Origin of the sequence: Rhizobium sp. J15, from assembly GCF_002531825.1 — a bacterium.
In the GTDB taxonomy this organism is placed as follows: Bacteria; Pseudomonadota; Alphaproteobacteria; order Rhizobiales; family Rhizobiaceae; genus Rhizobium.
Genome location: NZ_NWSX01000002.1, coordinates 17,839 through 31,655, shown reverse-complemented (window position 1 = coordinate 31,655; position 13,817 = coordinate 17,839). Strand labels below are relative to the sequence as shown.

Sequence of the window (13,817 nt, the reverse complement as noted above, 5' to 3'; positions counted from 1 at the left end):
GCACCGGTGGCTGGAAGGGTTTTCATGTTCGCAACGCATTGGTTCCGTATGGGCGCCTGCCTGTCTGTTGTCATGGCGGGATGCTCTTTGGTGTCCAGTTGCGCCAGCAGCCCGACCTACGGCACCGACAAGACCGCCATGGAGCAGCTGACCGACGATCTCGGCCAGTCCGTGTCGCTGACCGGACCAGGCCCGAAGAACAAGGGCGTCAAATATTCCCCGCGTCCAACGCTGGTGATGCCGGCCGAGGGGCAGAGAGAGACTCTCGTGGCGCCGCAACAGACGATTGCCAACAAGGACAATCCGCAATGGCTTGAATCGCCGGAGGAAACCCGCGCTCGCCTCGTTTCCGAGGCCGACGCGAACTCCGACAATCCGGGCTATCGCTCGCCGCTCGCGAGCTCGGCGATCGAAGGCGGCCGGCGCACGACGGAAGCCCAGACCCAGGCCTATCGCGAAGCCCGCGCCCTGCAGAAGGGTTCCTATATCGATCAGCGCCGCTCGATCTCCGATCCGCCGCCCGGCTACCGCACCGTCGACGACCCGGCGAAGCTCGATGATGTCGGCGAGCCCGAGCTCAAGAAGCAGAAGAAGCGCAAGAAGGACGCGGCGATCGCCAACTCCGGCAAGCAGTGGTGGAATTTCCTGCAATAATTTGTGCCGCGCTTAGGCGGCGCTTCCGTTCGGGCCCCGGGAGAAGACGATGGCGCCGCCCTCCGGGCTACGGCGCCTCTCTCTTTTGCGAAAAGAACGTCCGCAAAATCTCGGCCGACTGAACCTCGTTGAAGCCGGAATAGACCTCCGGAACATGATGGCAGGTCGGCTGCGCATAGAATCGCACGCCATTATCGACAGCCCCGCCTTTGGGATCTTCGGCCCCGTAATAGAGCCGGCGGATGCGCGCAAACGAGATGGCTGCCGCGCACATGGTGCAGGGCTCCAGCGTCACGTAGAGATCTGCGCCGGTAAGACGCTCCTGCCCGAGGGCTTCGCAGGCGAGCCGGATCGCGGCGATTTCGGCATGTGCGGTCACGTCATTCAGCTCGCGCGTGCGGTTTCCCGAGCGTGAAACGGCGATATCGTCGATGACGACGACGGCGCCGATCGGCACTTCGCCGCGCTCGCCGGCCGCGCGCGCTTCTTGCAGCGCCATCTCCATGAAACGATTTGTCTTCATGATCGCGACAATTTCCACTTAACCGCAGATGCGTGACCTGATAGACAGGCCCAAAAGGCAGGCAAACAACAAATGACATCCAAAGACAAGCCAAAACGCCCGGGCGCAAAGCCCTTTTCACGGGATGACAGGCCGAAAGCCGGTCCCAAGACTGGCAGCGCGAAGCCGGCAAAACCTGCCGCCGCGCGCCCGATCGCGGCCGAAGCCGATGGCGAGGCCAAGGCCGAACGCATTTCCAAGGTGATGGCGCGCGCCGGCGTCGCCTCCCGCCGCGACATCGAGCGCATGATCATGGAAGGCCGTGTGACGCTGAACGGCACGGTTCTCGACACGCCTGTCGTCAACGTCACGCTCGCAGACCGGATCGAAGTCGACGGCGTGCCGATCCGCGGCATCGAGCGCACTAGGCTCTGGCTCTATCACAAGCCGGCCGGGCTGGTGACCACCAATGCCGATCCGGAAGGCCGGGCGACCGTTTTCGACAACCTGCCGGAGGAATTGCCGCGCGTCATGTCGATCGGCCGCCTCGACATCAATACCGAAGGCCTGCTGCTGCTGACCAATGACGGCGGTCTCGCCCGCGCACTGGAGCTGCCGGCGACCGGCTGGCTGAGACGCTACCGTGTGCGCGCCCATGGCGAGATCGATCAGGAGGCGCTCGACAAGCTGAAGGACGGCATCGCCGTCGACGGCGTGCTCTACGGATCGATCGAGGCGACGCTCGACCGCACCCAGGGCTCGAACGTCTGGATCACCATGGGCCTGCGCGAAGGCAAGAACCGCGAAATCAAGAACGTGCTCGGCGCGCTCGGCCTCGACGTCAACCGCCTGATCCGCATCTCATACGGCCCGTTCCAGCTCGGCGATCTGCCGGAAGGCCATGTCATCGAAGTGCGCGGCCGCACGCTGCGCGACCAGCTCGGCCCGCGCCTGATCGAGGAAGCCAAGGCGAATTTCGACGCGCCGATCTATAATGCGCCGGCTGTCGCCGCCGAGGAAGAGGCCGAGGCCGCTGCACCCGAGAAGCGCGAGCGGCCGCGCCGCGACGAAGACAAGCGCGAAAGGGCGCTGAGCCGTCTCGACACCAAGCGGGACGACCGCCGCAGTGGAGGACGCCGCGATGACGATCGCCGCGACGGCGGCCGTCGGGATGACGAGAAGCCGAAGCGCTCCGAGCCGCTCGGCCAGCGCCGCAGCGCCAATGTCTGGATGGCGCCCGGCGCCCGCCCGCTCGGCGAAAAGGCGGCGGCCAAGGCCGCCAAGAATGCGCAGACCGCACGCCGGCGCGGCGAGCAGGCGCCGGCAAAGAGTACCGGTTCCCACCATATCGAGGATCGCCCGCGCACCCAGATCAATCGCGTGCGCGAGGAGGACGGCGAATGGATCCGTTCGAGCGAGCAGCCCAATTGCAAGGATGAAGGCGAAGGCCGCGGCCGCAAGCGTCCGTTCGGGGATCGTCCGGGCCGCGAAGAGCGCGGTTTTGGCGACCGCCGTCCGCGCGAAGCGGGTGACGAACGTCCGCGTGCCAGAAGCTCTGCCGGCGAAGGCCGTCCGCGCGGCGATCGGCCTTTCAGCGATCGTCCTTCGCGTGGCGACCGGCCCTTCGGCGACAGACCGCGCGGCGATCGCAAGCCGCGTACGGATGGCGACGAGCGTCCGCGTGCTGCCAGAGCCTCCACCGGTGAGGCCCGTTCGGAGCGTCCGCGCGGCGACCGGCCTTTCGGTGACCGTCCTTCGCGTGGGGATCGGCCCTTCGGCGACAAGCCGCGTGGTGATCGCCGGCCGCGCGAGGATGGTGATGAGCGCCCGCGGGCAGCTAGAAGTTTTGCCGGTGAGGGGCGCTCGGAGCGTCCGCGCGGCGAAAAACCCTTCGGCGACAAGGCTCCGGGCGACAAGCCGCGTGGCAAGGGCTTCGGTGCCAAGCCCGGCGGACCGAAGAAATTTTCCGGCAAGCCGAAGGGCGCCAAGCCGGGCGGTGACAGGCCAGGCAGTGACAGGCCGGGCGGCGACAGGCCTGCGGGCGGCCCGTCCAGAGGTGGTGCGAGAGGAAAGGGAATGACGCGCGGTGCGGATCGTCGGCGGTGAGTTTCGCGGACGGCCTCTCGCCGTGCCAAAATCCAACGATATCCGGCCGACTGCCGACCGGACGCGCGAGAGCCTGTTCAATATATTGAGCCATGCCTATCCGGACTGCATCGACGGCACCCGGATCCTCGACCTTTTCGCCGGAACCGGCGCTGTGGGCCTGGAAGCCGTCTCGCGCGGCTGTCGCCATGCGCTCTTCGTCGAAAACAGCGTCGAGGGCAGGGCGCTGCTCTGGGAAAACATCGATGCGCTCGGCCTGCACGGCCGCACGCGCATCCTGCGCCGCGATGCGACCGATCTCGGCAGCGTCGGCAATCTCGAAGCTTTCGACGTGCTTTTTGCCGATCCTCCCTATGGCAAGGGTCTCGGTGAGAAAGCGATGGCAGCGGCGGCCGAGGGCGGCTGGCTGCGGGCAGGCGCGATCGCCGTGCTCGAAGAGCGAGCCGACGTTGTCGTTTCCGTCCATCCTTCCTATGTTTTCCTCGAAAGCCGCATCTTTGGCGATACGAGGGTGCATTTCTTCCGGTATCAGCCGCAATAGGCGGGAGCGCGAGGCGTGCAGCAGGCAGAGATCATCAGTCCGAAACTGCCTGCGATCAGCGATCTTCCAACGGTCGCGGTTGCCTTCGGCGGCGGCGGCGCGCGTGGACTTTCCCATATCCATATCATCGAAACGCTCGATGAGCTCGGCATCCGCCCCGTGGCGATTGCCGGTTCGTCGATCGGGTCGATCATGGGGGCCGGCATGGCCGCCGGCATGTCCGGCGCGGAAATCCGCGAACATGCGCTGGCGACCGTCGGCAACAAGACGGCCGTCGTCAGCCGCATCTGGGGCCTGAGGCCGGCGACCGTGCGCGATGCGGTGGCGAAAGGGATCCGCATCGGCCAGTTCAACCTGGAACGGATCCTCAAGGCCTTCCTGCCGTCCGAGCTGCCGGCGCGGTTCGAGGATCTACTCGTCCCGATGAAGGTCATCACCACCGATTATTACGGGCAGCACGAAGTCATCGTCGAAGGCGGCGAATTGTTCCCGGCGCTCGCCGCCTCTTCCGCCATTCCCGCCGTCTTCATGCCGGTGCGCTTGCATGGCCGGGTGATGATCGACGGCGGCATCAGCAATCCGGTGCCCTATGAATGTCTGATGGATCTCGCCGACATTGTCGTCGGGATCGATGTCGTCGGCGCGCCCGAAGGCGACGGCACCCATATTCCGAACCGCATGGAAAGCATCTTCGGTTCCGGACAGCTGATGATGCAGACGGCGATCACGCTGAAGCTGAAGCTGCGCCAGCCGCACATCTTCCTGCGCCCGACGGTCGGGCGCACCGGCGTCATGGATTTTCTCAAAGCCCGCGAAGTGCTCGCCATGTCCGTCGGGGTCAAGGACGACCTGAAATTCGCCCTCGACCGCGAGATCGAAGCGCGCTTGAAACGCTAGTTCTTACGGGGCATGGCCCTCATGGCCGCTGCCCGCGTCCTTCGATGCCTGATGCATCAGCATGACAGTGCCTTCGAAGCTCGAGAAGAGCGCAAGCGCGGAAGAATCAAGGCTTGCCTCGGCCTCCTTCAGTCCGGCCGCCAGCCCGGCGGCGTCATTCGCCGAAAGCCCGAGCTTCTCCAGTGTCCCGACCTCCCTGAGGCTGTCGCCGCTGCAGAGATAGGCGCTCCAGCCATGATGGGTCTTCTTCATCAGCACGCGCCCGCCGCGCCCGTCCTGCCGCCAGCCGGCGATCGCCCAATCGGCCTGAACGACGACCGGCGTGACATCGAGAGGTTTCTGCGGCCTTTCGAACTTCGTCTTCAGCGTTGCAGCTATCGCCTGCCGGGGATCGTCGTCGGCGGATGCGATGGATGCGACAGAACGGCGAAAAGAATAGCGATGATCGTCTTCATCTGATGGCCTCCCTCAAGCGAAAACGCGTTTCAAGGGCGGCACGAACCGCACGACGATCTGGTCGAAGGCGATCATGACGAGAATGGCGAGCCCGCTCATCGGGAATGCGATCGAAAAGATGACGACGATCACCCACAGGCCGGAATAGACCGAGCGCCTTGGCGGCATGGGCGGCACGCCGAGGCGGCCGGCCGGGCGCCGTTTCCACCACATGACGACTGCGGTCACGCAGCTCAGGATGATGGCGAGGCAGGTTGCAAGCATCAAGAGCTGGTTGAAAAGCCCCCATTCCTGTCCCTGGTGGACATTGATGCCCCATTCGATTGCTTGGCCAAGGAAGGGATATTGACCGAAGCCGATATCGATCAATGGCTTGCCGGAATATTGGTCGATATGGACGGTGCGTTCGCCGGAGAGATCGTCGGGATAGACGGAAGCGGTATAGACGCCCGTTTCGTCGGAAGGGAGCGCCATATCGAAGCCCGGCGTCATGCCGAGCCGCCGGGCGATCTCCACCGCTCTGTCGAGGCCGATCGGCTTGGCTGACTGTGCCGCGGCGATATCGGAAAGCGGAACGGGCGCCTTCTCGATGATCCAGCCGCTCTTCGGCAGAATGTCCTCGGTTACTTTGCGCGACTTCGGAACGTCGTCCCAGAGCTGGACGGGATAGCCGAGGCCGTGCTCGGTCAGCCAGGCATTGGCATTGGCTCCCCAATAGCCCGACCAGGGCATGCCTGTAATCGCCAGGAAGAAGATCAGCACACCCGCGAAGGCACCGGACACCGCGTGCATGTCGCGCCAGAAAACGCGGCGGCTCGGCGTTCCCCGCACGGTGATGACGCCGCCCGTCTGGCGTCGCGGCCACCAGAGATAAATGCCGGTGACGACGAGCACCATGGCGAAGCCGCCGGCAATTTCGGTCAGCAGGTTCGTCCCGCGGCCGAAATAGGCAAGGCTGTGAATGCGCTTGACGACATGGTTGAACTCGTCGGTCGATCCGACCACGTCTAGCACCTTGCCGTCATAGGGGTTGACGAAAACCAGCGTCGCGCCGGCCTCGCGGGAGGCGACGGTGACGACGGCCGATCGTTCCGGCAGGGCCGGGTCCTTGTAGGAGGTTACGATTGAGCCCGGCACCGCGGACGCGGCGATCTCGGCGATCCGCTCGGCCGGGAGCGCCTCGCCGGCCGGCTGGACGATGTAGCGGTAGCCGAAGAAGGTGCTGTTGATCTCATCCTTGAAGAGATAGAGCGATCCCGTGATCGCCAGGTTGAGCATGAAGGGTATGACGAGAAGCCCGGCAAAGAAATGCCAGCGCCAGATGGCGCGATAGAGCGAAACGCCATCAATGGCGCCCTCCACCGGTTCGGCAGCAGGAATGGTCGACATGAGAATGGATCCGTATCCACGGCCGACGGCACGCATGCGGGTCGGCCGGCGTTGAAAGGCGCGTCACGGCACCCGCCGCAACACGAGGTTCAGGCAGGGATCGGATCGGAAGGAGGCGCGCGAGGACCGGTATTGGGCGGGAAAAGCTGGCGCTGGAAGGACTCGTCGGGGGTCGGCAGTTCGGCCGCGACGGCAAAGGCTATCGGAAGGCCGGCGACATCGGCCGGCGCCGGCAGCAGGGTCGAAGCGCCGATCCGGCAGGCCTCACAACCATGCGAATGGGCTTTGCCGTGCTGGCCTTGGTCGGACGTGTCGCTGATGGTCACGCACAGCGTCGGCAGCGTTCCATCCGGAAGCACGTATTCCGAGAATTCAGCCGGACCGGGATCGGCGGCTGCGGTGGGAGCCTGATGGGCGAAGCCGACGAAAACAAGCGCGACGGCGCACAGGATGCGCAGTGCCCATTGTTCGATTTGTCTCGCCCGCCTGACCAACATTCCCTCACGGATCATTCCGATCGCCGGTTGATAGACGCTGCCTGGCGCTTGTTCAATGCGTCAATTTTGCAAACCGGACAGGGCGATCAGGCATCCGCCGTCGCATCGGCGGTGCCGGCCAGCGGATCGTCCTCGAAGGGATCGGCCGCCCGTTTCGGCTTGACCAGCGGTTCCGGATGCACGGGGTGGGAAAACAGCATGTCGCGCCCGGCCTGCAGGCCTTCCGATACCTGCAGCACCAGACGCGCCTCGTCGCGCTTGCGGATATCCTCGCCGATTTCATAGGCGTCGACCTCGGAAACACCCAGCGCCTCCAGCGTTCGTCGCCCGAAGAGCAGGCCCGATTCCAGGGTTTCGCGCAGCTCGTAATCGACGCCCTTGTTGCGCAGCTCGATCGAGTGGATGCGATCGTAGGAGCGCACGTAAAGCCGCGTGTGCGGATAGTCCGCCTGCACCAGTTCGACCACCTTGTCGGTGATCTCCTTCTTCTGCGTGCAGACCAGCACGATCTTCGCCCGGTCGATGCCGGCCGAGCGCAGCACGTCCTTGCGCGTGCCGTCGCCGAAATAGATGCGGAAGCCGAAGGAGGAGGCCTGGCGGATGCGGTCGGCCGAAAAATCGATAACCGTGACGCTGCGCCCGCCGGCAAGCAGGATCTGAGCGGCGATCTGCCCGAAACGGGAAAAGCCGACCATCAGCACGTCGGCGCCCGCACCTTCGAAATCCTCGTCGAGTTCCTCCTCTTCATCGGCGCTCAGCAGCCGCTTCGAAAGCGCCGCTCCGATCGGCGTCAGCGCCATGGAGAGCGTGACGATCGCCACCAGCAGCGACGCCGTGCTCGTCGACATCAGCCCGGTTACACCGGCCGTCGTGAACAGCACGAAGCCGAATTCGCCGCCCTGCGGCAGGAGGAATGCGATGCGGATCGCATCATTGTGGGAAGAGCCGGAAATGCGGCATAGGCCGTAGATGATGATCGCCTTGACCGCCATGACGATCGGCACGGCGACGAGGACGAAGACGGCGTTGTCGATGAGAACCTCGAGTTCCAGCGACAGGCCGACGGCGATGAAGAAGATAGCGAGCAGCACGCCGCGGAACGGCTCGATATCCGCCTCCAGTTCGTGCCGGTAGGAGGATTCGGCCAGCATGACGCCGGAAAGGAAGGCGCCCATGGCCATCGAAAGCCCGGCAAGCTGCATCAGGCTCGCCGATCCCATGACGACGAAGAGCGCGGCTGCGATCATCGCCTCGCGCGCGCCGGTCCGGGCGATGACCTGGAAGAGCGGCGTCAGCAGATAGCGGCCCATGACGATCATCGCCGCGACCGCGCCGATCGCCACCGCGAAATCCAGGAGCGGCGCGTTGCTGCCCTTGTCGCCGCCGTCGAGAATGGTGATCAGCGCCAGGAGCGGCACGATCGCCAGGTCTTGAAACAGGAGCATCGAGAAGGAGCGCTGTCCGTATTTCGTGTTGACGTCGCCGTCGCCCTCGAGGATCTGCATGGCGAAGGCCGTCGAAGACAGCGCCAGGCCGAATCCGGCAACGATGCTGCCGCGCCAGTCGACGACATCGGAAAGCCAGGCGAGCGCCGTCAGCGCCAGTCCCGTCAGCACCACCTGGGCGGTGCCGAGGCCGAAAATATCGCGCCGCATCTGCCAGAGGCGGCTGGGTTTCAGCTCCAGCCCGATGATGAAGAGCAGGAAGACGACGCCGAGCTCGGCCACGGCGAGGATCTGTTCGCCATCGGTGATGCCGTGGAAGACAGGGCCGATGACGATGCCCGCCGCGAGGTAGCCGAGCACCGTTCCAAGCCCGAGCTTCTTGAAGATCGGGGCCGCGACCACTGCGCCGCCGAGCAGCAGGATCGTTTCGGAAAAGAGGTCGTTGGGCGCGGACATGCTGCAATTTCTTTCCATGGCGGGGAGCACGCGGGCAGCCCCGACAAAGAATCGGCGGCGGCGGCCTTGATGCCTGGGAGAGTGCACAATAAATGGAAGCCGAAGGAAAGGCCAAATCATGTCCTCTGAAATCGATTCCTCGACACTTCTTTCCCGCGCAACTCAGTTGATCGATCTGGCAAGGAAGGCCGGGGCCGACGCTGCCGACGCCGTCGTCGTCCGGTCGCGCTCGCAATCGGTCAGCGTGCGCCTCGGCAAGGTCGAGGGAACGGAATCTTCCGAAAGCGACGATTTTTCGCTGCGCGTCTTCATCGGCAAGCGCGTCGCCAGCGTTTCGGCCAATCCGGGTTTCGATCTCCAGGCGCTCGCCGAACGCGCCGTCGCCATGGCGAAGGTTTCCCCGGAGGATCCCTTCGCTTGCCTGGCGGATGAGGCGAACCTCTCGAACTCCTATCCCGACCTGCAATTGCTCGACACGACGGAGGTCTCCTCCGAGATGCTGCGCGAGGCCGCTCTCGCCGCCGAGGCGGCGGCCCTTGCGGTCGATGGTGTCACCAATTCCTCCGGCGCCGGCGCATCGGCCGGCATGGGCGGCCTCGTTCTTGCGACCTCGCACGGTTTTGCGGGCAGCTACATGGCCTCCCGTTTCGGCCATTCCGTCAGCGTCATCGCGGGCGAAGGCACCGGCATGGAGCGCGACTATGATTACGACAGCCGTCTCTATTACGCCGATCTCGATGATCCCTCCGAAATCGGCCGCCGCGCCGGCGAGCGGGTGGTCAAACGCATCAATCCGCGCCAGGTGCCGACCGGCAAGGGTGTCACCGTCGTCTTCGATCCGCGGGTCGCGCGCGGCTTCGTCGGCCATATCGCCGGCGCGATCAATGGCGCGGCAGTTGCTCGCAAGACCAGCTTCCTGCGTGACAAGATGGGCCAGCAGGTGCTGAAAGCGGGCCTGTCGATCACCGACGATCCGCTGATCGTGCGCGGCCCGTCCTCGCGGCCTTTCGACGGCGAGGGCGTGTCCGGCGAGCGGCTGGTGATGATCGAGGACGGTGTGCTGAAGCACTGGTTCCTTTCGACCTCGACCGGCCGCGAGCTCGGTCTCGAAACCAATGGCCGCGGCGTGCGCGGCGGCAGCGCCGTGACCCCTTCCTCGACCAACCTTGCCCTGGAACCCGGCGACATCTCGCCGGAAGAGCTGATCCGAAGCGTCGGCAACGGTTTTTATGTCACCGAACTGATCGGCCACGGCGTCAACATGATCACCGGCGAATACAGCCGCGGCGCCACCGGCTTCTGGATCGAAAACGGCGAATTCACCTTCCCGGTGTCCGAGGTGACGATCGCCTCGAACCTCAAGGACATGTTCATGCGCCTGACGCTGGCAAACGACATCGACCGCAAGTTCGGCATCGCAGCCCCCACCTTTGCCATCGAAGGCATGACGCTGGCTGGGCGCTAGAGCATGATGAGCGAGAGCGACAAGACCCGCTGGCAGAGCGATCTCGCATTGATCGCCGATGCGGCGAGAGAGGCGGGCGCGGTCGCTTTCGGCTTCTTCAACCAGTCTCCCGAGGTCTGGTGGAAAAACGACGACCGCTCCCCCGTCAGCGCTGCCGATTTCGCCGCCAACAAGACGCTCGAAACCATCCTGCGCAAGGCCCGCCCGGATTATGGCTGGCTGTCCGAGGAAACCGAGGACGATGCCGACCGCCTCTCGCGTGAGACGCTGTTCATCGTCGATCCGATCGACGGCACGCGCGCCTTCCTCGGCGGGCAGAAGGTCTGGTGCGTCAGCGTCGCGGTCGTCCATCACGGCCGGCCGGTTGCCGGCGTGCTCTATGCGCCGGCGCTGGAGGAACTTTATGAAGCCGCCGAAGGCGGGGTTGCGCTGAAAAACGGATCACCCTTCACCGTCTCCAATGCCGGACCGGAGGAGACGAGCCGCATTGCGATCGGCGAGGACCTGCTGAAAACCTTTGCGCCGGAGTTTCGCGACCGGGTCACGCGCCACAAGCACGTTCCCTCGCTCGCTTATCGCATCGCCATGGTGGCGGATGGTCGCCTCGAAGGCACCTTCGTCAAGGGCAATTCGCACGATTGGGACCTTGCCGCCGCCGATCTGATCCTTAGCCGCGCCGGCGGCGCTCTCGTCGATCTCGCCGGCAGGCCGATCCTCTACAACCGCGCCGACGTGACCCACAAGGTCCTCTGCGCCGCACCCGCGCCCCGAATCAATGAGTTCCTCGCGGCCTTTCCGAGACGACGAGACAGTTGACGTTTCCGTCAAAATCCCGCAGATGGATTGGCGGAGGAGACTAGCAGAAAGAGAACAAGAAAATGACCGACTCCGGTGACAAGAAGCAGCTTTTGCACCTCGTTTTTGGCGGCGAGCTGGAAAACCTCGATGATGTGCAGTTCCGTGATCTGAGCGGTCTCGATATCGTCGGCATTTTCCCCGATTATGCCACGGCGCTGACGGCCTGGAAGTCGAAGGCGCAGCAGACGGTCGACAATGCGCATATGCGCTACTTCATCGTCCACATGCATCGTTTGCTCGATCCGCAGGAAAAAGCCAAAGGCAACTGACCTTTGGTCCATGCCGACGGCCAAACGCTCCTTGAGCGGAATTCGCGCATCGGCCGCCCGGCGGGCGGCTCGTTTGACGCATTCTGAACAAAATGATCGGCCATTCCGGCCGCAACGATAATTAGGGAATGGGGTTGATGGCGATCGCTTTTGATCGGAGGCAGGCGCAATGAGCTCCCGGATGGCGCGGTTCGGTCTGAGCGCATATCGTCTGGCGGGAACCGTGGCCTCTCCTGTCGTCGGCCTCTACCTCACCTACCGCACGGCCAAGGGCAAGGAAGACCGCGCGCGCCGCCTGGAGCGCTTCGGCTATCCGAGCGCCAACCGGCCGCAAGGCCCGCTCGTCTGGTTCCACGCCGCAAGCGTCGGTGAAACCAACGCCGTCATCCCGCTGATCCGAGAAATCCGCCGTCGCGATATCCATGTCATCCTGACGACCGGCACCATCACCTCCGCCAGGCTCGCCGCCGAGCGCATAGGCAATGAGGCGATCCATCAATATGTGCCGCTCGACCTGAAACCCTCCGTCAGCCGCTTCCTCGATTACTGGCAGCCCGATTGCGCCATCATCGCCGAATCCGAGATCTGGCCGGCGACGGTGCTGGAACTCGGCCGCCGCCGCATTCCGCAGATCCTGGTCAACGCCCGCATGTCGGACCGCTCCTTTGCCCGCTGGCGCCGCCGTCCGGCTATCGCCGAGGCGCTGTTCGAGAATCTTGCCCTCGTCATCGCCCAGTCGGACGTCGATGCCGAACGTTTCCGCGATCTCGGCGCCGTCCCCGTCATCACCTCGGGCAATCTCAAGGTCGATACCGACGCCCCGCCTTATGACAGCGCTGTCTTCGCCCGCTACAAGAAGCAGATCGGCGAGCGCAAGACCTGGGCGGCGATCTCGACCTTCGACGGCGAGGAGAACGCCGCCGGCATCGTTCATCGCGCCCTGAAAGAGCGCGATCGCCAGCTGACGATCATCGTGCCGCGCCATCCCGAGCGCAGCGACGAGATCGAGGCGGCTCTCGTCAAGCAGGGGCTGAAGGTCGCCCGCCGCACCCGCGACGATGTCCTGTCGGCCGATGTCGATGTCTTCCTCGGCGATACGATCGGCGAAATGGGCCTTTATCTTCGCCTGACGGAGGTCGCCTTCGTCGGCCGCTCGCTTTTTGCCGAAGGCGGCCAGAACCCGCTGGAGCCGGCCATGCTCGGCTGCGCAGTCCTCTCCGGCGGCAATGTGCAGAATTTCCGCGAAGCCTATCAGAAGCTTGCCCGCAGCGGCAGCGCCCGCATGGTGCGCGATACCGAAATGCTGGCCAAGGGCGTGCATTACCTGCTGACCAATGACGAGGCCCGCCGCAGCATGATCGAGGCCGGCATCACCGCCGTGCACGACATGCGTGGCGCATTGTCGGCGACGGTGAGGGGGCTGGAACCCTATATCAATCCGCTCACCGTCAAGGCACGGCTGCTGCCGAAGGCCATGGCGCAGGTCTGAGGAGGCACGATGTCGGCTGCGGCGCATATCAAAGGCATTCTCTTCGACAAGGACGGCACGCTGCTCGACTATGACGAGAGCTGGCTGCCGGTGAACCGTGAGCTTGCGCGCATAGCTTCCGAAGACGACGCCGCCCTGGCGGACCATCTTCTTGCCGAATGCGGCATGGATCCGGTGACCGGCCATATCGTTCCCGACAGCCTGCTTGCCGCCGGCAATACCCGCCAGATTGCCGAAGGCCTCGTCGCCGCCGGCTCCAAGGTCGACATCATCGAGCTGACGATCAAGCTCGACAATCTCTTCGCCAACGCCGCCGAATTCTCCGTGCCGGTCACCGATCTCGCGGCTTTCTTTTCCCGCCTGAAACAGCGCGGCTTCAAGCTCGGCATTGCCTCCAGCGACAATGAGCGCTCGATCCGCCAGACGGCCCAGCGTTTCGGCATTTCCGAATATGTCGATTACATCGCCGGTTACGACAGCGGCTTCGGCGTCAAGCCGGAGCCCGGCATGGTCATCGGCTTCTGTGCCGCGACCGGTCTTTCGCCGGCCGAAGTCGCCATGATCGGCGACAACAATCATGATCTGCACATGGGCCGCAATGCCGGGACGGGGCTTAAGATAGCGGTGCTGACGGGCACGGGCTCGCGCTCCTCGCTTGCCGCCGCGGCCGATCACGTGCTCGACGATATCACCGGCATCGAGACGCTTCTGCCGGACCTGCAGCCGGCCTGATCGGTAAGGGCTTGCATTTTCATCGGTTTTGACCTCTCAATCCGGCCGGGAAAACGGAAAT

General features: G+C 64.5%; 14 protein-coding genes. 9 read left to right on the top strand and 5 right to left on the bottom strand.

Annotated elements, in window-relative coordinates:
• Positions 1 to 24: 24 nt before the first annotated feature.
• Positions 25 to 654, top strand: a complete 630-nt coding sequence (locus CO670_RS02135) for a hypothetical protein (RefSeq protein ID WP_097588768.1) — start codon at positions 25 to 27, stop codon at positions 652 to 654.
• A gap of 67 nt (positions 655 to 721) precedes the next feature.
• Here the strand turns inward: CO670_RS02135 and CO670_RS02130 are convergent, their stop codons facing one another.
• A complete protein-coding gene (locus tag CO670_RS02130) occupies positions 722 to 1,177 on the bottom strand; it encodes a nucleoside deaminase (RefSeq protein ID WP_280951313.1) in 456 nt (151 codons plus the stop codon).
• Positions 1,178 to 1,249: 72 nt separating this feature from the next.
• Here CO670_RS02130 and CO670_RS02125 point away from each other — a divergent pair, with 72 nt between their 5' ends.
• Genes CO670_RS02125 through CO670_RS02115 form a run of 3 tightly spaced genes read left to right on the top strand, consistent with a single transcriptional unit; the run spans position 1,250 to position 4,700 of the window.
• Positions 1,250 to 3,262 carry a pseudouridine synthase gene (locus tag CO670_RS02125; protein WP_097588767.1) on the top strand — a complete coding sequence of 671 codons (2,013 nt, stop codon included), beginning with the start codon at positions 1,250 to 1,252 and terminating at the stop codon, positions 3,260 to 3,262.
• On the top strand, positions 3,243 to 3,803 hold the full coding sequence (rsmD, locus tag CO670_RS02120) for a 16S rRNA (guanine(966)-N(2))-methyltransferase RsmD (RefSeq protein WP_097588766.1): 561 nt from the start codon (positions 3,243 to 3,245) through the stop codon (positions 3,801 to 3,803). Before CO670_RS02125 ends, rsmD begins: the two co-directional genes overlap by 20 nt.
• Before the next feature lie 15 nt (positions 3,804 to 3,818).
• Entirely contained in the window at positions 3,819 to 4,700 is an 882-nt protein-coding gene (locus CO670_RS02115; RefSeq protein ID WP_088688726.1) for a patatin-like phospholipase family protein, read from the top strand.
• Positions 4,701 to 4,703: 3 nt separating this feature from the next.
• Here the strand turns inward: CO670_RS02115 and CO670_RS02110 are convergent, their stop codons facing one another.
• The 4 genes from CO670_RS02110 to CO670_RS02095 form a co-directional block, all read right to left on the bottom strand.
• Complete coding sequence (locus CO670_RS02110) at positions 4,704 to 5,066, bottom strand: copper uptake system-associated protein (RefSeq protein ID WP_245425736.1); 363 nt, start codon at positions 5,064 to 5,066, stop codon at positions 4,704 to 4,706.
• A gap of 102 nt (positions 5,067 to 5,168) precedes the next feature.
• A complete protein-coding gene (locus CO670_RS02105; protein ID WP_097588765.1) occupies positions 5,169 to 6,545 on the bottom strand; it encodes a PepSY domain-containing protein in 1,377 nt (458 codons plus the stop codon).
• An 89-nt stretch (positions 6,546 to 6,634) separates the two neighbouring features.
• Positions 6,635 to 7,039: a hypothetical protein gene (locus CO670_RS02100; RefSeq protein ID WP_097588993.1), complete on the bottom strand. Its 405-nt coding sequence runs from the start codon at positions 7,037 to 7,039 to the stop codon at positions 6,635 to 6,637.
• A gap of 89 nt (positions 7,040 to 7,128) precedes the next feature.
• The gene (locus CO670_RS02095; RefSeq protein ID WP_097588764.1) at positions 7,129 to 8,943 is read right to left on the bottom strand and encodes a monovalent cation:proton antiporter-2 (CPA2) family protein; all 1,815 of its coding nucleotides are present in this window, start codon (positions 8,941 to 8,943) and stop codon (positions 7,129 to 7,131) included.
• Between the two features lie 118 nt (positions 8,944 to 9,061).
• Between CO670_RS02095 and CO670_RS02090 the strand changes: the two genes are divergently transcribed.
• The 5 genes from CO670_RS02090 to CO670_RS02070 all read left to right on the top strand — a co-directional run bounded on the left by CO670_RS02090 (position 9,062) and on the right by CO670_RS02070 (position 13,756).
• Positions 9,062 to 10,408 (top strand): TldD/PmbA family protein, encoded by a 1,347-nt coding sequence (locus tag CO670_RS02090; protein ID WP_097588763.1) that lies wholly within the window; start codon positions 9,062 to 9,064, stop codon positions 10,406 to 10,408.
• Between the two features lie 6 nt (positions 10,409 to 10,414).
• Entirely contained in the window at positions 10,415 to 11,224 is an 810-nt protein-coding gene (locus CO670_RS02085; RefSeq protein WP_097588992.1) for a 3'(2'),5'-bisphosphate nucleotidase CysQ, read from the top strand.
• A 62-nt stretch (positions 11,225 to 11,286) separates the two neighbouring features.
• The gene (locus CO670_RS02080; protein WP_088678545.1) at positions 11,287 to 11,535 is read left to right on the top strand and encodes a DUF4170 domain-containing protein; all 249 of its coding nucleotides are present in this window, start codon (positions 11,287 to 11,289) and stop codon (positions 11,533 to 11,535) included.
• Between the two features lie 169 nt (positions 11,536 to 11,704).
• Positions 11,705 to 13,024 (top strand): lipid IV(A) 3-deoxy-D-manno-octulosonic acid transferase, encoded by a 1,320-nt coding sequence (gene waaA, locus CO670_RS02075; RefSeq protein ID WP_097588762.1) that lies wholly within the window; start codon positions 11,705 to 11,707, stop codon positions 13,022 to 13,024.
• 9 nt (positions 13,025 to 13,033) lie between these two features.
• On the top strand, positions 13,034 to 13,756 hold the full coding sequence (locus tag CO670_RS02070) for an HAD family hydrolase (RefSeq protein ID WP_097588761.1): 723 nt from the start codon (positions 13,034 to 13,036) through the stop codon (positions 13,754 to 13,756).
• Positions 13,757 to 13,817 lie beyond the last annotated feature (61 nt).

What these genes read in the sequence shown, in the direction of transcription:
- CO670_RS02135 (WP_097588768.1), top strand. Translation starts at nt 25, where the DNA reads ATGTTCGCAACGCATTGGTTCCGTATGGGCGCCTGCCTGTCTGTTGTC.
- CO670_RS02130 (WP_280951313.1), bottom strand. Translation starts at nt 1,177, where the DNA reads ATGAAGACAAATCGTTTCATGGAGATGGCGCTGCAAGAAGCGCGCGCG.
- CO670_RS02125 (WP_097588767.1), top strand. Translation starts at nt 1,250, where the DNA reads ATGACATCCAAAGACAAGCCAAAACGCCCGGGCGCAAAGCCCTTTTCA.
- CO670_RS02105 (WP_097588765.1), bottom strand. Translation starts at nt 6,545, where the DNA reads ATGTCGACCATTCCTGCTGCCGAACCGGTGGAGGGCGCCATTGATGGC.
- CO670_RS02095 (WP_097588764.1), bottom strand. Translation starts at nt 8,943, where the DNA reads ATGTCCGCGCCCAACGACCTCTTTTCCGAAACGATCCTGCTGCTCGGC.
- CO670_RS02090 (WP_097588763.1), top strand. Translation starts at nt 9,062, where the DNA reads ATGTCCTCTGAAATCGATTCCTCGACACTTCTTTCCCGCGCAACTCAG.
- CO670_RS02085 (WP_097588992.1), top strand. Translation starts at nt 10,415, where the DNA reads ATGAGCGAGAGCGACAAGACCCGCTGGCAGAGCGATCTCGCATTGATC.
- CO670_RS02080 (WP_088678545.1), top strand. Translation starts at nt 11,287, where the DNA reads ATGACCGACTCCGGTGACAAGAAGCAGCTTTTGCACCTCGTTTTTGGC.
- waaA (WP_097588762.1), top strand. Translation starts at nt 11,705, where the DNA reads ATGAGCTCCCGGATGGCGCGGTTCGGTCTGAGCGCATATCGTCTGGCG.
- CO670_RS02070 (WP_097588761.1), top strand. Translation starts at nt 13,034, where the DNA reads ATGTCGGCTGCGGCGCATATCAAAGGCATTCTCTTCGACAAGGACGGC.